This window comes from Streptomyces xanthochromogenes (assembly GCF_014650455.1).
Taxonomy (GTDB): domain Bacteria; phylum Actinomycetota; class Actinomycetes; order Streptomycetales; family Streptomycetaceae; genus Streptomyces; species Streptomyces xanthochromogenes.
The window spans coordinates 582,941-604,524 of record NZ_BMUZ01000003.1; the positions used below are offsets into that span (position 1 = coordinate 582,941).

Sequence of the window (21,584 nt, forward strand, 5' to 3'; positions counted from 1 at the left end):
GCGGGTCAGGACAGACGGATCGCGGCGGACCGTGCCAGCGCGGTGAGGGCGGCGGTGGCGGGCGCGGGGGCGTTCAGCGTCCCCAGCACGGTGAGGGCCTCGTCGACCCGCTCGCCGATCATCAGCTCGATGCGTTCGGGGGCCTTCAGGCTGCGCATCACCGCGCGGACCTCGGTGAGACCTTCCTCGTCCAGATCACGGCGGCCGAGAAGCGAGCCGAGCCGCTCCCGTTCACCCGCGTCGGCCAGGCGCCACGTCTCGGCCAGCAGGGCGGTGGGCCGGTGGCCGCGCACGTCGTCGGAGTTGGCCTTGCCCGTGCGTTCCGGGTCGCCGAACAGGCCCAGCAGATCGTCGCGCAGCTGGAAGGCCTCCCCCAGCGGAAGCCCGTACGCGGAGTAGCCCTGCCGCAGCCGCTCGCCGGCCCCGGCAAGGGCCGCGCCGATCAATAGGGGCTGTTCGACGGTGTATTTGGCGGTCTTGTACCGGATCACCTTCAGCGAGGCCGAGATGTCCGGAGGGGCCCCGGTGCGCAGGATCTCCAGGCACTCGCCCGCGATCAGTTCCCGGGCGAGCAGCGACCACAGCGGGCGGGCCCGCGCCAGATAGGCGGCGGGCAGTCCGCTGGTGGCGAAGAGCTGCCCGGCGAGTGACATCAGCAGGTCCCCCACCAGCATCGCGAGTGATCTGGCGGCCGCGACGGCACGCGGCCGACGGCGTACGGCACCGCGTAACGCGATGTGTGCCGAGGGCCGGCCGTGCCGCAATGGGCTGTCGTCGATGAGGTCGTCGTGCACCACCGCCGCGGCATGCACCAGCTCCATCGAGGCCGCCGCCCGCACCAGCGCGTCACTGTCCGGCTGCCCCACCGCGCGCCAGCCCCAGTAGCAGAACGCCGACCGCAGCCGTTTGCCGTCGGCGACCGCCGCCTCCAACTGGCCGGCCACCGGGCCGAGCAGGGGGTCGATGGCCGACAGCTCGTCGGCCTCCGCGGCCACGAAATGCCGCAGCACCTCGTCGACGCGGGCCTTGAAGGCGGCCGGCTCCCACCGGTCAGACATCGCCGGCCCGCCGAGCCAGGGCGTGCCGGGCGAGCACCTCCAGGTGGGCCGGCGGCGCGGCGGCGTACCGGTCCACCACCAGACGGCCGCGCGCCAGCAGATCGTGCTCGGCGTCCGCCGCCATCTCAGCGGTGTCCGAGCGGCGCAGCAGTCCCCGCACGACCCCGAGGGCCGAGCCCAGGGTGCTCACCGCCAAGTCGGCGATTCCCGCCGCCAAGAGAACGGCCTGCTCGTCCAGGCCCTCACGTCGTCCCGCTTCCCCTGTCATGGCTTTTCCCCTCACCCCGCGGCACAGCCGGACGGCGTCCGTCATATGCCATGCGTTCCAGAATCGCGGCGCCCGCCGGTCCTCCGCCGGGGAACTCACGATCGGGTGAGGGCATCGCTCGTCCGTGCGGGCCGCTCGCCATGGCGGCGGCCGAGGGCGCGCGGGCGCCCGAAGGCCCTGCGGGCGGTCGCCCGACCGGGCGCCGTTCGGTCCCGGTGGTTTGACGGGCCACCCGGTCGGGATACCCGTGGCACGTGATCCCCTCCCACGTCGATGACACGCTGCCGGAGCTGGCGCCCTTCCTGCACGAGGTGCGGGCCCACCGGCCCGACGACGGCACCTGGTGCGAGGCATGGACGGTACGGGACGTGCTGGCCCACCAGACGGGCAACGCCGAGGAACTGGCCCGGGTCCTCGAAGCGTTCCTCGCGGGCTCCCCGGTGGAAACGCGCGGCTTCGACCGGGAGGAGCCCTATCGGCGGATGTCCGACCCCGATCTCTGGGCGGCTTTCATGAGTCGCTGCGAACACCTCGCCGAGATCGCCGCGGCCGCCGAGCGCGATCTGTCGCCCGACACCGAGATCATGTGGACCGGCCGGTCGGTGAACGTGCCGTTCTTCGCCGAACACATGCGGGAGGAGCTGATCCTGCACCGCTGGGACCTGAGCGGTGACGACCGGACGGCGGTGCAGGCGCTCGCCGAGCCCTGGATGACGGAGCACAGTGTGGTGTCCGTCGGCCGTCCCCTGCTGGTCAGAGGCAGCACCGGCCTCGATCTGGGACCCGACGGGAGGATCGAGGGCCGTCTGCGCTGCCCCGGAACCGACGACGTCGTCGTGACGGCCGACGCCGGGGGCACCGGCATTCGTCTCGCCGCCCCCGAAGGCCCCGCCACCGTCGAGAGCGACGCGGCCACCCGGGTCCTGCTGCTGTGGGGGCGCCGCCCGGCGGACCCGTCACGCTGGAGCAGCTCGGCAGGGCCGGACGCCCTGCGCAGGGTCCGGACCCTGCTGAGCGGCTACTGAGCCGCGGTCAGCCGAAGTCGGCGGCGGGCTCGGTGGCGTACCGGCTCATCGTCCGGATCGTCGCCTCGGGGGTCATCGCCCGGCCACCGGCGACCATGTCCTGGAGGTCCCGGAAGTACTGGACGTACAGGTCCGGGGTGAACGTGCTGAGCATGACGGCCGGTTGGTCGGTCACGTTGGCGAACGTGTGCGGGGCTCCCGGCGGGACCATCACGAGGGTGCCCGCGGTGGCGTCGTAGTCGCGGTCCCGGACGGTGAACCGCACGGTGCCGGAGATGACGTAGAAGCCCTCGTCGTGCTGGGCGTGACGGTGCTGCGGCGGGCCCGGGGTGTGCGGGGCGAGCACGGACTCGGCGATTCCCAGCCGGTGCCCGGTGTTGCTCCCGTCTTCGAGGAGGCGCAGTCGCGTGGTGCCCAGCACGATCATCTCGCCGTCATCCGGGCCGACCACCGACACTGCGGGCTCGGCTGCTTCGGCGGACTCGGCGGACTCGGCGGGCAGTTCGCTGTTCTTCGGTTCGAAGGTCATGGCTCGATTGCACTGCGCGGCCCGACGACTGTCCAAGACCAGTCGCGCAGGGCCGATACCGGACGGGTATCGTCGCAGCATGGAGCTACGTACGCTGCGCTATTTCGTAGCGGTCGCCGAGGAACTCCATTTCGGCCGGGCCGCTCGGCGTCTGCACATGAGCCAGCCGCCGCTGAGCCGGGCGATCAAGCAGTTGGAGACCGACCTCGGTGCCTCGCTGCTCGACCGCTCCCCGCTCGGGGTCGCCCTCACACCAGCGGGCGCCGTACTGCTCGACGAGGCCCGTGCCCTGCTCCTTGGGGCCGACCGGGTACGCGGACGCGTGGCCCGTGCGGCCGGTACGGCGACCCTCACCCTCGGCATCCTGGGTGACAGCGCCGACCCGCGCGTCCTGCGGCTGGCCGACGCGTACCGCCGACGGCATCCACACGTGGAAGTACGCGTCCGCGAGGCCGACTTGAGCGATCCGACCTGCGGGCTGCACGCGGGAACGGTCGATGTCGCCCTGACCCGCGGGCCGTTCGACGAGACCGGCCTCACCGTCCACGAACTCCGCACCGACCCGGTGGGCGCGCTCCTGCGCACCGACGACCCGCTCGCCGGTCGAGTGGCCCTGACATTGGCCGACTTGGCGGATCGACGCTGGTTCGTCTTCCCCGAGGGCACCGACCCGCGGTGGCAGGCGTACTGGAACGGCGGGGAGCCGCGCGAGGGGCCCGTGGTGCGAGCCGTGCAGGAGTGCCGTCAGGCCGTCCTGTGGAACGGCACGGTGGGCCTGACGCTCCTGGACCACGACCCCGGGGAGAGCCTGACGGTGGTGCCCCTGACCGACATGCCGCCGAGCCGCCTGGTGATGGCGTGGCGCGAGAGCGCCCCGGCCCCGCTCGTCCACTCGCTCGCCCGTACCGCGGCGGCCGTCCACGGGGCAGGCGTCCGAGGGGTTTCCGACCTAGGGGCTGCCGTCCGCGGGGCATGACCGCACGACAACCCATCAGTCCCGTCGCAGCCCGGGCGCAACGGCAGATTGCCCGAAACGCAACCATTACTTGCCGATCTACGCATTGCCGCCGTGGCACCCCCTTGCCAAGACTCGGACTCGACGAGTCCGCGGTCCCCGGCGCGGGGGCTGCATCGTCGACTCGGCGAACCGGACATCAGCAGACTTGGGGAGAGCCATGCGCAGCAGGAATGTACTCATATCCGGAGCCAGCGTCGCGGGACTGACGCTGGCCCACTGGTTGCAGCGGGCCGGCTTTCGACCCACCGTGGTGGAGCGGGCGCCCGGGCTGCGCAGGGGTGGGCAGGCCATCGACATCCGTGGCTCGGCGTTAGGCGTCGTGGAGCGGATGGGGCTGCTCGACAAGGTCCGCTCCGCCACCACCGACATGCGAGGCATGTCGTTCGTGGACGCCCGGGGCAAGGAGTTGTCCCGGTCCACCGAGGCCACGTTGACCGGCGGTCTGATCGACAACGACGACGTCGAGATCATGCGGGACGACCTGACGACCTTCCTGTTCGACACGAGCCGCTACGGCACGGAGTACCTGTTCGGCGATGTCATCACGTCCGTCGAGCAGAACGAAGACACCGTGGAGGTCCGCTTCCGGCACGAACGGCCGCGGAGCTTCGATCTGGTGATCGGCGCGGACGGACTGCACTCCAATGTGCGGCGGCTGGCATTCGGTCCCGAGTCGGACTTCCTTCATTTCCTGGGCAGTTACCTCGCCATCTTCAGCGTGCAGAACTACCTCGGCCTCGACCACTGGCAGACGTACCACACCAGCGACGACCTGCTGGTCGGCGTCTACAGCGTGCGGCAGAACACCGAGGCGCGGGCGATGCTGCTCTTCGACTCCCCGGAACTCGACTACGACCACCGCGACCTCGATCAGCAGAAGTCGATCCTCGCCGAGCGGTTCGCCGGCGTCGGCTGGGAGACGCCCCGGCTGTTGGAGAGCATGAGGGACGCGCCGGACTTCTACTTCGACTCGATGAGCCAGGTCCACCTCGACCACTGGTCGAACGGCCGCGTCGGGCTCGTCGGGGACGCCGGTTACTGTGCCTCGCCCCGGTCGGGCCAGGGCACCAGCATCGCGATGGTCGGCGCGTACGTGCTCGCCGGCGAACTCGCGAACCACCCGCACGACCACCGCTCCGCCTTCACCCGGTACCAGGACCTGATGCGGGACTACGTCCGCGACAACCAGCGGCTGGCCCAGAACCGGGCGGCCGACACCAACAGGACCCCGCCCGACGAACTCGCCCGCGCGGCCAACTCGATCACCCTGCCGGACTGGCCCCACCTCGGCTGAGGTGTCGGCCGGGCGGTCGGCTCAGCGGCCGCCCGGCGACAGCGGCATCGGTCAGGGAGCCATCTCATAGGTGCCGGACAGCGCCTCGACGCGGTCCCAGACCCGGGCCGAGCGGGCCGCGTCGACGACCGGGCGGCGGACCGCGCCCAGTGCCCAGCCCTGCTGCTCCGGCGTGGCGGAGTCCTTGCCGTGCAGTTCTACGGCGTGCGCGGAGAAGTCCCGTACGAGGACGGCGAAGAGCTCGTCGAGCACGTCGGCGTCCAGGTCCGTCAGGCGTGCCTGCTCCAGGATCAGCTGGCCGTGCACGACAAGGGCGAACAGCTGACCGACGGCGAGGAGCAGGTCGAGGTCGCGGCTCTGCTCCTCGTCGGGCGCGGCGGTGGTCACGAACTCGCAGAGCGCGTCGGCCTGTTCGCGGAAGCGGGCGACGTTGGGCAGCTCCGCGAAGGCGTCGTAGGCCGTACGCCAGTCGTGGAAGCGCACGGATCCAAGACCGCGGGCCGGACCCTGCTGGAAGAGGAAGGCGTCGTCGGCCGCGTCGAGGCGGGTCGGGACGGGCGCGTAGTCCGCCGGGTTCAGCAGGTGGTTGCGCATGAACTTGAGGATCAGGGCGAGGTTGACGTGGACCGTGCCCTCCAGCTTGGGCAGACCGCGGATTTCGACGGCGGCCTGGGCGAAGTAGTTGTCCTTCTCGAAGCCCTTGGCCGCGATCACGTCCCACATCAGGTCGATGACCTTCTCGCCCTCCGTGGTCACCTTCATCTTCGTCATCGGGTTGAAGAGGAGGTAGCGGCGGTCTTCGGGCCCCGCGGAGCGGAAGTAGTCGACGGCCCGGTCGCTGAACAGCTTCATCCCTACGAGGCGCACGTACGCGTCGGTCAACTCGCGCCGCACATGCGGGAAGGCGGTGACGGGGCGGCCGTACAGGATGCGGTTCTGCGCGTGCGTGACGGCCTCGTACATCGCGTGCTCGCAGATGCCGATCGAGGCGGTGCACAGGTTGAACTTGCCGACGTTGACCGTGTTGAGGGCGGCGTCGAAGGCGGCCCGGCCGGAGTGCAGGACGTCCTCGGCGCGGACCGGGTAGTTCTCCAGACGGAACTCGCTGACGTACTTCGAGGAGTCGACGACGTTCTTCACGAGGTGGTACGCCTCGTGGCGGCTGTCGGCGGCGAAGAATACGTAGCCGTCGGGGCCTTCGACGTCGGTGCGGCGGCCGAAGACGGAGACGAGCCCGGCGGCGTTGCCGTTGCCGATGTAGTACTTGCTGCCGGTGGCCCGGAACCCGCCGTCGCCGTCGGGCTCCAGGAGCATGTCGGTGGAGTAGATGTCCGCGCCGTGGGTCTTCTCGGACAGGCCGAAGGCGAACACCTCGCCCTGGGCCAGCAGTTCGGCCGCGCGGGTGCGGGCAGCGGCGTTGTCGCTCTGCCAGACCGGTCCGAGGCCGAGGATGGTGACCTGCCAGGCGTACCAGTAGTCGAGGCCGTAGAAGCCGAAGATCTCGTTCAGGGCGGCGATCCGCGCGGTGTCCCAGCGCTTGTCGCCCTCGCCGTCCCCGGCGGCGGAGGCCGGAGTGAGGAAGGTGGCGAAGAGGCCTTCCTTGGCGGAGAACGCCAGGAAGTCGGCCAGCCAGGCGCGCGAGCGGTAGTCCTCGATGAGCCGGCGCTTGCCACGCTGCTCGAACCAGTCGACCGTCGCGCGCAGCAGCCTGCGGGTCTCGGGGTCGAAGTGCTTCGGGTCGTAGGTGTGCGGGTTGAACAGCAGCGCGTCGGCCATGGCCATTCGCCTTTCCGGCTCGGGGAGTTGAGGAGGGGTGGACGGAAGACTCGGTGGAACAAGGAGCGTGGGTCGGTGGTGGTGGGCGGGCGGGAAGGAGCGGCCCGGGCGGGCGCCCGCGCGGATGCGCTCGGTTCAGCGCTCGGCGCCGAGGCGGTGGAGGGTGGCGATCACGTCGTCGAGCCAGGCGAGCGTCATCCGTTCGTACGCGATGCCGCCGCGCAGCACCACGTGCTGGAGCTCGCGACCCGGGTCGGGTGCGGGGGCCTCGGGTCCGGTGAAGTCGCGAAGCTCTCCGGCGAGATAGTGCGCGAGGCGGTCGACGTGTGCCCTGCGGTGCCGCTCGACCTCGTGGAGCAGGGCGGCGGGGTCGTCGAAGGCCGCCCCACGGATCTTCACGGCGAGCTCGTGCCGGACGCTCTCGGGTTCGATCGGCTCGTGGAGCCACCGCGAGAGGGCGGCCCGGCCGGGGTCGGCGACGGAGTACTCCTTCTTGTCCGGCCGGCCGGCCTGCGCCACCTCACGGGCGTCGATCCAGCCGTCGCCCTCCATCCGCTTGAGGATGCGGTAGATCTGCTGGTGGGTGGCCGCCCAGAAGTAGCCGATGGACCGGTCGAAGCGCCGGGCCAGCTCATAACCGGAGCCCGGCTTCTCCAACAGCGAGACGAGAATCGCGTGCTCAAGCGCCATGCCCGAATCCTTCTATGCAACTCGTTGCATAGACAAGCGGCACCGGCCAGGTGAGACACGGCTCACCCGGTGCCCTTGTGCCGGGTGCCGTTGTCACGTTGGCTCTCTCACCCAGCGCGGCGGCGGGCCGGCGGGCCGCCCCGCGGTGCGAGCCATGAGGAGCGGCCATGAACATCCCCGGTCCCGAGCTCCGGACCGACGGCGGAGCGGGCGCCATCGCGGCAGCGGGCGGCCTGCACCACTACCAGCGACTGCTGCACGCCGCCTACGGCCCCGTCGTACGGTTGCAGCTGCCGGGCGCCGAGACCGCGGTGTCGATCGCCGATCCCGTACTCCTGGAGGCCACAGCCCACCTCGACGAACGGCCGGAGCGGCTCTTCGACTTCCTGACTCCCCTGTTCGAGGCGGGAAACGTACAGGTGCTGCCCGTCGAGGAGCACACCCCCTGGCGTCGCCTGCTGTTGTCGGTCCTGGCCGGGCGCCCCTCCCACGAGCGGCACTTCGCGCGGTTCACGGAGCTGACGACTGCGCCGGCGGACAGCTGGTCCGAAGGCGCCCACGCCGGTACCGACCGGGAACCCGTCGCTCTCCAGAAAGACCTGGGTGATGGCCTCCGTCGTCTCCCGGGCGCCGTAGGGCCCGGGCGGAGCGTGCGCAACTCGCCACGATCGAGGCGCAGTTGATCCTCGCCATTTTGCTCAAGCGCTTCCGGTTCCGGCCGGTGCCAGGGCACAAGGTCGTCCCGATCGAGCGGTTCGTGCTGTGGGCGGCGGACGACATCCGCATGACCGTGCGCCGCCGGGAGTGACCGAAGCCCGCTGGACCTCATGCGCCTTGCCCTGCCCCTTGCCGGATCGCTTACGCCGTGGGGGACTTCGAAGCGGCGGCTTCCAGGTCGTCGATGCTGCCCGACATGATCGTCCGTACGTGTTCGGTGATGAATTCCGCCGGCCAGTCCCACCACCCCACCGCGAGCAGCCGGGCGACATCCGGTTCGCTGTAGCGGCTGCGGATGAGACGGGCCGGGTTTCCTCCGACGATTCCGTAGTCAGGGACGTCGGAGGTGACCACGGCCCCCGCGGCGATGATCGCGCCGTGGCCGATGCGCACGCCGGGCATCACGGTGGCGCCGTGCCCGAACCAGACGTCATGGCCGACGACGGTGTCGCCCCGGTTGGGCAGGCCGGTGAGCAGATCGAAGTGCTCGGCCCATGAGCCACCCATGGTGGGGAAGGGGAACGTCGAAGGCCCGTCCATGCGATGATTGGCCCCGTTCATGATGAACCGCACTCCGGTGCCGAGCGCACAGAACCTGCCGATGATCAGCTTCTCCGGCCCGTAGTGGTAGAGCACGTTGCGCGTTTCGAAAGCGATCGCGTCGTCCGGGTCGTCGTAGTAGGAGTACTCCCCCACCTCGATCAGCGGGGAGGTCACGAGCGGTTTCAGCAGCACCACCCTTGGCTGCCCGGGCATCGGGTGGAGGACCGTGGAGTCGGCGGGTACGGGCATGGGGGCGCTTCCTTTCGTGCGGCGTCCGGCGTCCGGCGTCCGGCGTCCGGCGTCCGGCGTCCGGCGTCCGGCGTCCACGCCATGATCGTCGCGTCACGCTGCCGGGGAAAGTGCTTTCTCCACCCGCCACTCCAACTACCGGGCGCAGGCCCGGTCTTGACGGCCGCCCGCCGTCGCACCGGCGTCGGCAGTCGGCGCGGTGGCGGTCCAACCCGCTTCCACGAAGTCGAAGGTCACGTCGATGATCCGGGCCCCTTCGTCGAGCGACGTGATCGACGGGATCACCCCGAGCGCCGTTCGGGCGACCAGCCGTGAGGCGGTGTCGGGAGCGGCGAGCCCGATGTCGGCGGCGATGACATCCGCCAGCGCCTGCTCGTGGCGCAGCCACATCCTGGCCGAGTAGTCCCGCAGGGCGGGCGTCGTCTCGATGAGCCGATGGAAGCGGTCCAGGTCCGGCTCATTCCTGGCCGCGTCGACCATTCCGTGGAACCAGCGACGCAGGGCCTCGGGAATGGAGACGCCCTCGGGGCGCGTGCGTACGACGTCGAGCAGAGCCTCCTCCTGCTCGTCGTCCTGGTCGAAGACCAGGGCCTCCTTCGAGGGGAAGTGGGCGAACAGCGTGGCGGTCGCCACGTCCGCCTCCTGCGCCACCTCGCGGACGCCGACCGCGTCGTATCCGCGCTCCAGAAACAGCCGCAGGGCGGTCTCCGCAATCGTCCTGCGCGTCTGGGCCTTTTTGCGCTCACGCCGCCCGAGCTGCTCGTTTGTCGCCCCATGTGCCGCCATGAGACAACCATAGCAGTTGTGAAGTCGGAACAGTTCCAATTACAGTACTGTTCCGAAAGGCGCTGCACCGCGGCGTTCCGACCGCCGACTGGAGGAAGCCGTGAACACGTCACCCATCACCCCCGGGGACCCACCGGCGAAAGAGCCGTCCGGACCCATCACCCCCGGGGACCCACCGGCGAAGGAGCCGTCCGGACGTCGGCGGGCATGGCTCGTCATCGTGTGTCTGACCCTGCTCAACTCGATCGGGATGACCGTGGTCTTTCCGGTGCTTCCGTTCGTCACGCTCGAATACGTCGACGCGGGGTCACTCGCCCTGTGGGTCGGCGTCCTCGAATCGGTCAACGCCCTGTGCGCGTTCCTCGTCGCGCCGCTGCTCGGCGGCCTGTCCGACCGGGTGGGCCGTCGCCCGGTCCTGATCATCAGCGCCTTCGGCGCCGCGGCCGGTTATGCGATGTTCGGTGTCGGCGGCGCCTTGTGGGTCCTGGTCGCGGCCCGGGCGGTCCAGGGGCTCACGGCCGGAGACATGCCGGCGATATTCGCCTACGTCGCGGACATCACCCCGGCGAAGGACCGCACCAAGCGGTACGGGCTGCTCGGCGCGCTGACCGGCGTCGGCATGATGGTCGGGCCCGCGATCGGCGGCCTTCTCGCCAAGGTGAGCCTCGATGCCCCGGTCTACGCGACCGCGGTGATCGCCGTCCTGGTGGGTGGGGTCTCCATCTTCGCGCTCCCCGAGAGCCTCGCCCCGCAGCACCGGACGGCGCGGCTGAAGCTCGAAGACCTCCACCCGTTCAAGGTCCTCAAGGACGCCTTCGCCCGCACCGAACTGCGCGCCCTGCTCATGGGATTCACCCTGGTCAGCATCCCGTTCTACTTCTACGCCAACAACCTGTCCGTGCTCGGCAGGGACACCGTGGGATGGGGGCCCACCCAGGTCGGCCTGTTGCTCTCGGTCGCCGGAATTCTCGACATAGCGATCCAGGGCGGACTGCTCGCCCTGCTCCTGCCCCGCATCGGGGAGCGCGGTGTCGTCGTCTCGGGGATCGTCGCCCAGGCAGTGGGCTGCGGCGGCATGGCCCTGGTCGCCCTCTCCCTCGACGCACCCCAACTCCTGGCCGTGGCAGCCCTGTTGTTCGCATCCGGCCAGGGAGCGATGACCGCCGCGCTGGACGGGCTGATGTCCAACGCCGTCGGAGCGGACGAGCAGGGGTGGCTGGCGGGCGGCATCTCCTCCATCGGCTCGGCGATACAGATGACGGCCCCGCTCCTCGCGGGATGGCTGTACGCGAGCACCGGCCACGGCACGCCGTACACCCTCGGCTTCGTGATGATCGTCGCCGCGGCCGTGCTGCTCGTCCGCGCGGTGGCCGCCCCCGCCCGGGAATCCACCGCACCCACACCATGAACCTCCCCCGCATCCCCCGCCCTCCCTGCACTCCTCACGCGGCCCGATCCACCCGATCCACCTGAAGGGACACCACCATGCCGGACAACCAACCCCGCATCGCCATCGTCGGCGCCGGACTCGGCGGCCTGCTGTGCGCCGTCATCCTGCGCGGGCACGGAATCGACACCACGGTCTTCGAAGGCGATCCCGAGCCCGACCACCGCGCGCAGGGCGGCAGTCTCGACCTCGACGAACACACCGGCCAGGCCGCCCTTCGCGCGGCCGGCCTCCACGACGCCTTCCTGGCCCTGGCCCGCCCCGAGGGCCAAGAAGTGCGCGAGTACGACCGCACCGGGCACCTGGTGAACCACGAAGACGCCCCCGCGTCGTCACCCCGCCCCGAGATCGACCGCACGCAGCTGCGCGGCATACTGCTGTCCGCTCTCGGTGAGGGCGAGGTGCGCTGGGGAACGCCGGTCAGCGAGGTGGCGCCGTCTTCCGGCGGGCGAGCCCGCGTCACCCTCGGCACGGGCGGAACCGAAGAGTTCGATCTGGTCGTCGGCGCCGATGGTGCCTGGTCCAGGGTCCGGCCAGCGGTCTCCGACGCCCGCCCCTTCTACACCGGCAACACTCTCGTCGAGACGTGGTTCACCGACGTCGACCGGCAGCACCCCGAACTCGCCGCGACGGTCGGTCACGGCATCATGCTCGCCGTCGACGCGGAGAACACCGGCCACCTCATCATCGGCCAGCGAGGCGGTGACCACACCATCCGCGTCTGCGTCGGGCTCAAGTGCGAGGAGGACTGGGCCGAACGGGCCGCGGTGGACCTGGCGGACAGCGCCGCCGTGCGGGCCCACTTCACGAAGCTGTTCGCCGGCTGGCACGACGATCTGCTGCGCGCGGTCCACGACACGAAGGGGCCCTTCATCAACCGCCCCGTCCACCGGCTCCCGTACCCCCACACCTGGAAGCACCACCCGGCTGTCACGCTGCTCGGCGACGCCGCCCACCTCATGCCGCCCGCCGGGCAGGGCGCCAACCTCGCCCTGCTCGACGCGGCCGATCTCGCCGGCGCCATCCGTGACGCGGTCGCCGAAGGCAGCGCCCTGGGCGGGGCCGTCTCCCGCTACGAGGAGATCATGCAACCGCGCGGGGCGATCGCGGCCGAGCAGTCGGCACGCGCCCTGGAGCAGTGAGGCAGGGATGACGCGGCCGCCTATCCCGACACCGCGTCGACCTGTCTACCGGCGCTGCGCCCGCGGGCCGCGTACCCCCCGTCCCCACCCGGTCCCTCCCCCGCGCCGGCGGAGGGAGGACCGGGCCCATGAGGGTCAGGGGTACGCCCATGGGGGTCAGGGGTACGACACCACCGTGGACGGCGTCGTCGAAGTGCCCGACGTCGGCGCTCCGGCCTCGTTGATGACGTGTTCGTACTGCCCGTTCCCACCGAGCGACACCACGAGCACGCCGTGGAACTTCACCCCGGAGGTGTTCGGAGCGGCGAAGCCGTGGTGCTGGACGATGCCCGTGTCGGCGGTGTAGTTGCAGTAACTGCCGAGCCCCCAGGCCTCGTGCGTGGTGACGTTGTCACCCACCTTGTAAGCGGCGTAGCCCTTGACGTTGCCGTCCTGGACCGCGGCCTGGTTCGGCGCGTCGTAGGCCTTCTCGTTCTGGAAGAAGATGGTGCGGCCGCGCTGGCCCAGCCACTGCACGTCGTACTTGTTGAAGTGCTCCACGAACAGGCCCGTGCAGAGCACGTCGTCGCCGTTGACGACGACGCCGTAGTCCGCCCGGTTGGTGTCCCAGCCCACTCCCGCGCCGTGGTCTGCGCGCCAGACCCAGGTGTGATCGACGATGGTGTTGCGGTTGTTGATGACCATGCTGGTGGTGGCCTTGCCCGCGCCGGCCCCGCCGATGCGCACGAACACGTCCTGCACGGTGGTGGGGTTGGCCGAATGGTCCCGCGAGGCGCCGCTGGGGCCGACCTCAAGGAGCGTGGCGGAGTTGACCGGTCCTGCGTCGATGAGGAATCCGGCGAGGCGTACGCCGTCCACATCGGCGACGCGCAGCGCGGTCACTCCGTTGTCCGGCACGATCGTCGCGTAACCGAGGCCCAGGACAACGGTGTTGGCCCGGTTGACCTGGATGGGCTGGTCGACGTGGTAGATGCCCGGGGTCAACAGCAGGTGGAGGCCTTGTGCGAGGGCCTGGTTCAGGGTGGCCGCGCTCACACCGGGCTTCGCGACATAGAACTGGGACAGGGAGAGCGAGGTGCCCCTGGGCGTACCGTTCCCCCAGGTGACCCCGCGCGCGTTGGTGCGCTTCTCCGGCAGGAAGACCCGGTACTCGCTGCCGTTGAGGTAGAGGAAGGGCTTCTCCCGCGAGACCGGTGTGGTGTCGAGCGTGGTGTACGGCGGATTCGGGAAACTCTGCGCGGGAGCTCCCTGCACGCCGGAGAACACCATGTTCCACACGGCGTTGACCCAGCCGCCGATCACGCTGTCCCGGGTGTACCACTGCTGCTGCGAGTACGGTCCGACCTGGCCGTCGATGCGGCTGTCCGCGATGTAGCCGCCGCTGGCCCAGCCGTAGCCGGACGGCGCGAGGTTGAGGCCGCCGCGCACATGCATCCGCCGGAAGGGCGCGGCCTGGGCGACGGCCCAGCGGTCGGTGCCGTTGACCGGGACGAGGGCGAGGTTCTCCGCGGAGCGCCAGAAGTTCTGGGTGGCGTTGCCGTTGGCCCAGCCTGCGTCGACCGTCACGTCCCCGTTGATGGTGGTGTCGTCCGGGGAAAGCCCGAGCCCGGCGATCGAGGTGTAGAAACCGATCTGGGCATTGAGGCCGCTGTAGGTACCGGGCTTGAACAGCAGGGCGTAGCGGCCCGTGCCGAACTGCGCGGACTCCTGCTGGTGGAAGATCTGGTCGAGCTTCGCCTGTATGCCGGAGGTGCCCGGATCGAAGACCAGCACGTTGGGGCCGAGGTCTCCCCCGCCGGGCAGGGCACGCGGCCGGACGGTCGAGGGCACCGCCGAGGCGGGGGCGGCGAGGCCCGTGAGCAGAGGCGCCGAGGCGGCCGTCGCGGCCACGGCTCCGAGCACGGTGCGGCGGCTGACCGTGGACGGGCGGGGGGCGCTGGATTCGGGCGGAACTGGGGGCATGGGGCGACTCTCCTGGTTCAAGAGGTGAACGAAGGGGGGCGGGGGAGCGCTCTCTCGCCGGGGAATGCTTCATCCCGCTGAAGGCAACGTCAAGGCCTCCGGCAGAAATCCTCGGGGTTTGCGTTCACAGGTCGTCATCTTGCCGATGGGCACCTGACGACCTGCCAGATGTTACGCAACTGCCGTTGCCCGTATGGCCATGGGGTTCTTCGACCGGGCCCACGCGCCGCCCCTCCTTCTCCTGTCACATCTCTTGACACCTTCGCTTCGGCGCCCCGAGACTCCAGATCGGGAGAGCGCTCTCCCGGTCACCGGCCGGTGAACTCGCGCAGCCGGTGGCCCGCTCTGCCTCCCCATCCCCCACCTTCAGGAGGTCTCCATGCCACGGAGATCGAAGCTCCTTTCCGGCACACTGATCGCGGGCGCGGTCCTGCTGACCACACTGGGCCTCGGCGGTGTCGCCGCGAGCGTCGACGCACCCGCCGGCGGTTCCCCCGCCGCTTCGTCGGCCGTCGCCGCGCAGGGTCACGACATGAGCGGGATGGCGGGGATGCCCGCGTCCACCGCCAGCTCGCCCGACGACCCGGACGGCGACGGCTACATTCCGGCGAATCCGCCGGTCACCGGCGTATCGCCGTCCACGCAGGACCCGCCGCACCGCTACTTCCACGAGTTCCAGGCGAACTGTTCGGTGACGCACACCGCGCCGGACGACCCGATCGTCTACCCGCAGCAACCGGGCAAATCCCATGACCACACCTTCATGGGCAACACCACGACCAACGCCAACAGCACCACCGCTTCGCTGGACGCGGGATCCACGACCTGCAAGGCACCCGGCGACAAGTCGGGGTACTGGATGCCCTCGCTGTTCAACGGCGCCCAGAAGATCCTGCCGGTGGGCCCCCAGACGATCTACTACAAGGCCGGTGTCACCGACTACACCAGCGTCCGCCCCTTCCCCAAGGGACTGCGGTTCGTGGTGGCCAACCCCATGCAGTCGGCCGACGAGTTCCGCCACCACCCCGGCTTCGTCGAAGGCTGGGAGTGCGGTGACAGCTTCTTCAACGTCAACTTCCCGACCAACTGCCCGAGCCGGGCCGACGTCCAGCTCAACATCCGTTTCCAGGCACCCAGTTGCTGGGACGGGAAGTACCTCGACACGCCCGATCACAAGAGCCACATGGCCTACCCGGTGGTCAAGCCCGGCACCAACGACAACGTCTGCCCGGCCGACCACCCCGTCGCCCTGCCGATGATCGAGTTCAAGATGGCCTTCCCGGTCAACGGCGACCTCTCCCAGGCGAAGCTCGCGAGTGGTGCGAGCTACTCGTTCCACTACGACTTCTTCAACGCCTGGGACGACGCCACGCTCAAGGCACTCGTGAACCACTGCGTCGTCGGTGGTCTGCAGTGCGACGCGCGCGGCTACGACCAGACCCACCCCGAGGCAGGCGCCGCTCTGGACGAGAACTACCGCCTGCCCTAGAGGAGTTCACCCTCCCCCATACGCCGGCCCGGCCGCCCACTCGTCCCGCCGCGGCCGGGCCGGCCACCCCTTCCCGCCCCCACATCCGAAGAGGACCCGCAATGAGCCGACCACCTCGCACCCGCCCACGCCGTCTGCTGGCCCCCCTGGCCGCAGGAGTCCTGACCGTCGGCGCGCTCGCCGCCCTGCCCGCGACGAGCGCGCACGCCGCCGGAAGCGTCGTCAAGGTAACCGGAACCCAGGGCAACTGGCAGCTGTCCGTGGACGGGCACCCGTACCAGGTCAAGGGCCTGACCTGGGGTCCCTCCGTCGCAGATGCCGACAAGTACCTGCCCGACCTGCAGTCCATGGGTGTCAACACCATCCGCACCTGGGGCACCGACGCGTCCAGCAAGCCGCTCTTCGACTCGGCCGCGGCGCACGGCATCAAGGTGATCGCGGGGTTCTGGCTGCAGCCGGGCGGCGGTCCCGGTTCGGGCGGATGTGTCAACTACCTGACCGACACGGCGTACAAGAACCAGGTGCTCGACGAGTTCCCGAAGTGGGTCCAGACCTACAAGGACAACCCCGGGGTCCTGATGTGGGACGTCGGCAACGAGTCCGTGCTCGGCCTCCAGAACTGTTACAGCGGAACCGACTTGGAGCAGCAGCGCAACGCGTACACCACCCTCGTCAACGACATCACCAAGAAGATCCACAGCATCGACCCGAACCACCCGGTGACCTCGACGGACGCCTGGGTGGGAGCGTGGCCGTACTTCAAGAAGAACGCGCCCGATCTCGACCTGTACGCGGTCAACTCCTACAACGCCGTGTGTGACGTCAAGTCGGCCTGGCAGCAGGGCGGTTACACCAAGCCGTACATCGTCACGGAGACCGGGCCCGCCGGCGAGTGGGAGGTGCCCAACGACGCCAACGGGGTGCCACAGGAGCCCACCGACCAGGCCAAGGCCGACGGTTACACCAAGGCGTGGGGCTGCATCACGGGACACAAGGGTGTCGCCCTGGGCGCGACGATGTTCCACTACGGCACGGAGTACGACTTCGGCGGCATCTGGTTCAACCTCCTCCCCGCCGGACAGAAGCGTCTTTCGTACTATGCGGTGAAGCGTGCCTACGGCGCGGACACCTCCCACGACAACACTCCCCCGGTCATCTCCGCCCTGGACGTCGAGGGCGGCGCGGGCAGTGTGCAGGCCGGCCGTGATGTCACGCTGGACGTCCGGGCCACCGACCCCAACGGCGATCCGATCACCTATGAGGTCCTGGACAACAGCAACTACATCGACACGAGCAAGCAGTTGGTGTCCCAGCCGTTCACCAACCTGGGCGGCGGCAGGCTGAAGTTCACCGCGCCGGACCGGCCCGGCGTCTGGAAGGTCTACGTCAAGGCGACCGACGGCCACGGCAACGTCGGGGTCGAGACCCGCTCCATCAAGGTCGTGCCGCCCGTGGTGAACGGGACCAATGTCGCGCGCGGCAAGCCCGCCACCGCCTCGTCGTTCCAGGCGAGTTACGGCGACTGCCCGTGCACGGCGGCCAACGCGGTCGACGGCAACAGCACCACCCGCTGGGCCAGCGACTGGAGCGACCCGCAGTGGCTCCAGGTCGACCTCGGCACCCGCACGTCGTTCAAGCACGTGCAGTTGCTGTGGGAGGCCTCGTACGCCAAGGCCTACACCATCCAGACGTCCGACGACGGCAAGACCTGGGCGACCCTGCGCACGGTGACCGACGGCAACGGCGGTGTGGACGACTTCGATCTGCAGGGCACCGGCCGCTACGTCCGCGTCAACGGTACCGCGCGCGGCACCGGTTACGGCTACTCGCTGTACGAGTTCGGCATCTACAACTGACGGTCCGTCACTACTCGGCACGGGGACGGACGACAAGGGGGAACGGCATGACGGACGAGGACGAACTCGACCGGCTGATCGACAAGCTCACGCCGGAGGCGAAGGTCAGGCTGCTCACGGGCGCCGACACCTGGCGCACGGCGGCGGAACCGGCCGTCGAGCTGCGGCCGTGGGTGATGTCGGACGGACCGGCCGGCGTACGCGGCCCGTCGTGGGACGAGCGGCACACCGCCGTCCTGCTGCCCTCGGCCACCGCGCTCGCCGCCACCTGGGACGAGCCGCTGGTCGAGCGGCTCGGCTCGCTCCTCGCCCTGGAGGCGCGGCGCAAGGGCGTTCACGTGGTCCTCGCGCCGAACCTCAATCTGCACCGCAGCCCCCTCGGCGGCCGGCACTTCGAGTGCCTCTCGGAGGACCCCGAGCTGACCGGCCGCATGGGGGCAGCCCTGGTACGCGGCGTCCAGGCACAGGGGGTGGCCGCCGCGGCCAAGCACTACGTGGCCAATGACTCCGAGACGGACCGGCTCACCGTGGACGTACGGGTCGGTGAGCGGGCGCTCCGAGAGGTGTACCTCGCGCCGTTCGAGGCGGCCGTCGCGGCCGGCGTCCGGGTCGTCATGGCGGGCTACAACGCGGTCAACGGCACGACCGCCACGGCGAGTTCACTGCTCGGCACCCCGCTGCGGACCGAGTGGGGCTTCGACGGTGTGGTCGTCTCGGACTGGGGAGCGGTCCGCACCACGCACGAGACCGCGCGCGCCGGTCTCGATCTGGCGATGCCCGGGCCCGACGGGGTGTGGGGTGAGGCACTGCTGCGCGCGGTCGAGAGGGGTGAGGTCACCCAGGACGCGGTGGACGCCAAGGTACGCAACGTGCTGCGACTGGCCGACTGGCTGGGGGTGTTGGGGCCGGTGGGCCGGCCCTCGGGCCGGCCGCGCCCGCGCCCCGCGGCGGTGCGGGCCCTGGTACGGCGGGCGGCCGCCGCCGGGACGGTCCTGCTGGCCAACCGTGACGTGTTGCCACTGGATGCCGAGCAACTGACCACGGTGGCCGTCATCGGTGCCCGGGCCGCACGCACCCGCACCCAGGGGGGTGGCAGCGCCGGGGTGTTCCCGCAGGCCGAGGTCGGTGTCCTGGACGGCATCCGGGGGCGGCTGCGCGGCCGGGCGAAAGTGGTGCACGTGCCCGGCCCCGGCCTCGCCGGGCCACCGCCCGCGCTCGACGGCACCCTGTGCACCGACCCGGACTCCGGAGCGCCCGGGGTCCTGCTGCGGGTCCTGGACGCCGATGGAGTCGAGCTGTACACCGAACACCGCTTCTGCGCACGGCAGTTGGAGCCACCCCTGCCGCCGGGGGCGCACACGGTGGAGATCAGGGCCCAGTTGCATCCGCGTGAAACGGGTGCCTGGACGTTGGGCATCGCCGGTTTCGGCCGGATGAGTCTTCGTCTGGACGGACGGGAGCTCCTCGCCGACGACTTCCCCAGGGAGACAGACGACCCGGCCCTCATCCATGTCATGCCTCCGGTCCACACCGTCACCGCCGATCTCACGGCAGGCACGCTGCCCCTTCTCGTCGCGCGCCGCGAACTCGCCCCGGACACAGGTCGTGCGGTGGTCGTCTGTGCCTCGCCGCCCGTCCCCGACACGGCCACCGCACTCGACGCCGCCGTGCGGGCGGCCCGCTCGTCGGACGTGGCGATCGTGGTCGTCGGCACGACGGAGGACGACGAGTGCGAGGGCCGCGACCGCGTTCACCTGCGGCTCGGCGGCGATCAGGACGCCCTGGTCCACGCGGTGGCGGCGGCCAACCCCCGTACGGTGGTGATCGTCAACAGCGGCGGTCCGGTGGAGCTGCCCTGGCGCCACGAGGTCGGGGCGCTGCTCCTTTCGTGGTTTCCCGGTCAGGAGGGCGGTGCGGCCCTCGCCGATGTGGTGTTCGGGCTGCGGGAGCCGGGCGGACGGCTTCCCACCACCTGGCCGGCCGCGCTCGCGGACGCCCCGGTCACCAGCACCTCCCCGCTCGACGGGCGTCTCGAATACACCGAGGGGCTGCACATCGGGCACCGGGCCTGGCTGCGGGCGGGCCGGACGCCCGCCTACTGGTTCGGACACGGTCTGGGGTTCACGACCTGGGACTACGAGGAGCTGGACGGGCCGTCGGAGGTCGAGGCGGGCGAGTCCTTCGGTGTGCGCGTCCGGGTACGCAACACCGGCGCCCGCCCCGGGCGTGAGGTGGTCCAGGTGTATCTGGCCCGCCCCGGAGGAGCGGTGGAGTACCCGCGACGGTGGCTCGCGGGCTACGCGGCCGTGCACGCCCGCGCCGGACAGACCGTGACGGCGGTCGTACGCGTCCCGGCGAGGGCGCTGCGGCACTGGGACGAGCGCGCCGGCGGGTGGCGTACCGAAGCGGGGGCCTTCCGGGTGCTCGCGGGGCCCTCGGCGGGGCACGTACCGCTGTCCCTGGAAGTGGAGCTGCGGGCGGCCGGCTGAACGGCTCGCACCTGCGCGGGAGCGTCGGGCACGGCATGGCCGTGAGTGGAGGGAGAGCGCTCTATACGGTGTCCCCGGCATGCCGTTAAGGTGCGGGGCATGAGCAGGCAGGCCCCCACCCTCGAGGACGTCGCCCGCGAGGCGGGCGTCTCCCGGGCGACCGTGTCCCGGGTCGTCAACGGCGTCCGCAATGTGGATCCGGCGATCCAGGAACAGGTACAGCGGGCGATCGAGCGGACCGGCTACGCACCCAACCGTGCGGCCCGGTCCCTGGTGACCCGGCGCGCCGAGACCATCGCCCTGGTGGTGTCCGGCGCGGGCGGCGGCCCCGAGGAGAGCCAGGAGGCCTTCGCCGCCCGGGTCTTCGCCGACCCCTTCTTCGGCCGGGTGGTCGCGGGGGTGGTCGGCTTCCTGCGGCCGCGCTCGATGCACCCGGTGCTCATGTTCGCCGAGTCGGCCGACGACCGGCACGAGGTACTGACCTATCTGCGGCAGGGCCGCGCCGATGGCGCGCTGGTCGTCTCGACCCACCCGGACGACCCCCTGCCCACCCTGCTCGCCGCGGCGCACCTGCCCAGCGTGCTGTTCGCCCGTCCGACGCCCCCCGTGCCACTGAGCTATGTGGACCTGGACCACCGCGACGGCGGACGGCTCGCCGCCCAGCGGCTCCTGGAGCGCGGGTGCCGACGCCCCGCGACCGTGGCCGGCCCCCTGGCCGTCCCGGCCAGCCAGGAACGGCTGGCCGGGTTCCGCGACACGATGGCACGGGGTGGCCATCCGTATGTGCCGGTCGCCGAGGGCGGCTTCACCCTGGACAGCGGCATCGCCGCCATGGCCCGCCTCCTTGCCGAACACCCGGACGTGGACGGCGTGTTCGCCGCCAACGACCTCATGGCCCAGGGTGTCTGCCAGCTCCTGCGGGAGCGGGGGCGGCGGGTGCCCGACGACGTGGCGGTGATCGGGTTCGACGACTCCGGCATCGCGCTGTCCTGCCGCCCCCCGCTGACCACGGTCCGCCAGCCGGTGGAGCAGATGGCCGCGGAGATGGCCCGTCTCCTGGACCAGCACATCCGCGGCGAGCGCACGGAGGCGACGTCCGTGGTCTTCGACCCCGAACTCGTAGTCCGCGAGACGGCCTAGCCACGGCCGGCCCGGGGGACGAGCGCGCCTCTCCCCATCCGGTGGGATGACCCGCCACGACACCATCCACCGCTCGCACAGGCTGAGTTGACGGTGTATCACCAGC

The 21,584-nt window shown here is 70.7% G+C and carries 18 protein-coding genes and 1 pseudogene; 11 read left to right on the forward strand and 8 right to left on the reverse strand.

Annotated elements, in window-relative coordinates:
• Positions 1-5: 5 nt before the first annotated feature.
• A complete protein-coding gene (locus tag IE267_RS09980) occupies positions 6-1,058 on the reverse strand; it encodes a polyprenyl synthetase family protein (RefSeq protein WP_189762873.1) in 1,053 nt (350 codons plus the stop codon).
• On the reverse strand, positions 1,051-1,326 hold the full coding sequence (locus tag IE267_RS09985; protein ID WP_167160686.1) for a polyprenyl synthetase: 276 nt from the start codon (positions 1,324-1,326) through the stop codon (positions 1,051-1,053). Before IE267_RS09985 ends, IE267_RS09980 begins: the two co-directional genes overlap by 8 nt.
• Positions 1,327-1,580: 254 nt before the next feature.
• On the opposite strand from IE267_RS09985, the gene IE267_RS09990 reads away from it, so the two are divergent.
• Complete coding sequence (locus tag IE267_RS09990; protein ID WP_229860918.1) at positions 1,581-2,351, forward strand: maleylpyruvate isomerase N-terminal domain-containing protein; 771 nt, start codon at positions 1,581-1,583, stop codon at positions 2,349-2,351.
• Between the two features lie 7 nt (positions 2,352-2,358).
• Here the strand turns inward: IE267_RS09990 and IE267_RS09995 are convergent, their stop codons facing one another.
• A complete protein-coding gene (locus IE267_RS09995) occupies positions 2,359-2,880 on the reverse strand; it encodes a cupin domain-containing protein (RefSeq protein ID WP_373300094.1) in 522 nt (173 codons plus the stop codon).
• A gap of 79 nt (positions 2,881-2,959) precedes the next feature.
• On the opposite strand from IE267_RS09995, the gene IE267_RS10000 reads away from it, so the two are divergent.
• Together IE267_RS10000 and IE267_RS10005 are read left to right on the forward strand one after the other, a co-directional pair.
• The gene (locus tag IE267_RS10000; protein ID WP_189762875.1) at positions 2,960-3,856 is read left to right on the forward strand and encodes a LysR family transcriptional regulator; all 897 of its coding nucleotides are present in this window, start codon (positions 2,960-2,962) and stop codon (positions 3,854-3,856) included.
• A gap of 199 nt (positions 3,857-4,055) precedes the next feature.
• Positions 4,056-5,192: an FAD-dependent monooxygenase gene (locus tag IE267_RS10005; protein ID WP_189762876.1), complete on the forward strand. Its 1,137-nt coding sequence runs from the start codon at positions 4,056-4,058 to the stop codon at positions 5,190-5,192.
• Between the two features lie 51 nt (positions 5,193-5,243).
• Here IE267_RS10005 and IE267_RS10010 read toward each other — a convergent pair whose 3' ends face one another.
• Both IE267_RS10010 and IE267_RS10015 read right to left on the reverse strand, forming a co-directional pair.
• Positions 5,244-6,968, reverse strand: a complete 1,725-nt coding sequence (locus tag IE267_RS10010; RefSeq protein WP_189762877.1) for an acyl-CoA dehydrogenase family protein — start codon at positions 6,966-6,968, stop codon at positions 5,244-5,246.
• A gap of 135 nt (positions 6,969-7,103) precedes the next feature.
• A complete protein-coding gene (locus IE267_RS10015; RefSeq protein ID WP_189762878.1) occupies positions 7,104-7,658 on the reverse strand; it encodes a PadR family transcriptional regulator in 555 nt (184 codons plus the stop codon).
• 167 nt (positions 7,659-7,825) lie between these two features.
• Here IE267_RS10015 and IE267_RS10020 point away from each other — a divergent pair.
• Positions 7,826-8,260: pseudogene (locus IE267_RS10020) on the forward strand (cytochrome P450); the annotation flags it as partial.
• Positions 8,261-8,337: 77 nt separating this feature from the next.
• Entirely contained in the window at positions 8,338-8,466 is a 129-nt protein-coding gene (locus tag IE267_RS39525; RefSeq protein ID WP_229860922.1) for a cytochrome P450, read from the forward strand.
• 50 nt (positions 8,467-8,516) lie between these two features.
• Here the strand turns inward: IE267_RS39525 and IE267_RS10025 are convergent, their stop codons facing one another.
• Complete coding sequence (locus IE267_RS10025; RefSeq protein WP_189762879.1) at positions 8,517-9,167, reverse strand: CatB-related O-acetyltransferase; 651 nt, start codon at positions 9,165-9,167, stop codon at positions 8,517-8,519.
• A 135-nt stretch (positions 9,168-9,302) separates the two neighbouring features.
• On the reverse strand, positions 9,303-9,953 hold the full coding sequence (locus tag IE267_RS10030) for a TetR/AcrR family transcriptional regulator (RefSeq protein ID WP_189762880.1): 651 nt from the start codon (positions 9,951-9,953) through the stop codon (positions 9,303-9,305).
• Positions 9,954-10,053: 100 nt separating this feature from the next.
• Here IE267_RS10030 and IE267_RS10035 point away from each other — a divergent pair, with 100 nt between their 5' ends.
• Positions 10,054-11,361, forward strand: coding sequence for an MFS transporter (locus IE267_RS10035; protein ID WP_229860924.1), 1,308 nt, complete (start codon positions 10,054-10,056; stop codon positions 11,359-11,361).
• Between the two features lie 77 nt (positions 11,362-11,438).
• Positions 11,439-12,542, forward strand: a complete 1,104-nt coding sequence (locus tag IE267_RS10040) for an FAD-dependent oxidoreductase (RefSeq protein WP_189762881.1) — start codon at positions 11,439-11,441, stop codon at positions 12,540-12,542.
• 156 nt (positions 12,543-12,698) lie between these two features.
• Here the strand turns inward: IE267_RS10040 and IE267_RS10045 are convergent, their stop codons facing one another.
• Positions 12,699-14,504, reverse strand: coding sequence for a pectate lyase-like domain-containing protein (locus tag IE267_RS10045; protein ID WP_189762882.1), 1,806 nt, complete (start codon positions 14,502-14,504; stop codon positions 12,699-12,701).
• A gap of 379 nt (positions 14,505-14,883) precedes the next feature.
• Here IE267_RS10045 and IE267_RS10050 point away from each other — a divergent pair, with 379 nt between their 5' ends.
• The 4 genes from IE267_RS10050 to IE267_RS10065 all read left to right on the forward strand — a co-directional run bounded on the left by IE267_RS10050 (position 14,884) and on the right by IE267_RS10065 (position 21,478).
• Positions 14,884-15,993, forward strand: coding sequence for a DUF1996 domain-containing protein (locus tag IE267_RS10050; RefSeq protein ID WP_167160668.1), 1,110 nt, complete (start codon positions 14,884-14,886; stop codon positions 15,991-15,993).
• 101 nt (positions 15,994-16,094) lie between these two features.
• A complete protein-coding gene (locus IE267_RS10055; protein ID WP_189762883.1) occupies positions 16,095-17,849 on the forward strand; it encodes a discoidin domain-containing protein in 1,755 nt (584 codons plus the stop codon).
• 47 nt (positions 17,850-17,896) lie between these two features.
• Positions 17,897-20,338 (forward strand): glycoside hydrolase family 3 C-terminal domain-containing protein, encoded by a 2,442-nt coding sequence (locus tag IE267_RS10060; protein ID WP_189762884.1) that lies wholly within the window; start codon positions 17,897-17,899, stop codon positions 20,336-20,338.
• Between the two features lie 99 nt (positions 20,339-20,437).
• A complete protein-coding gene (locus IE267_RS10065; RefSeq protein ID WP_167160661.1) occupies positions 20,438-21,478 on the forward strand; it encodes a LacI family DNA-binding transcriptional regulator in 1,041 nt (346 codons plus the stop codon).
• Positions 21,479-21,584 lie beyond the last annotated feature (106 nt).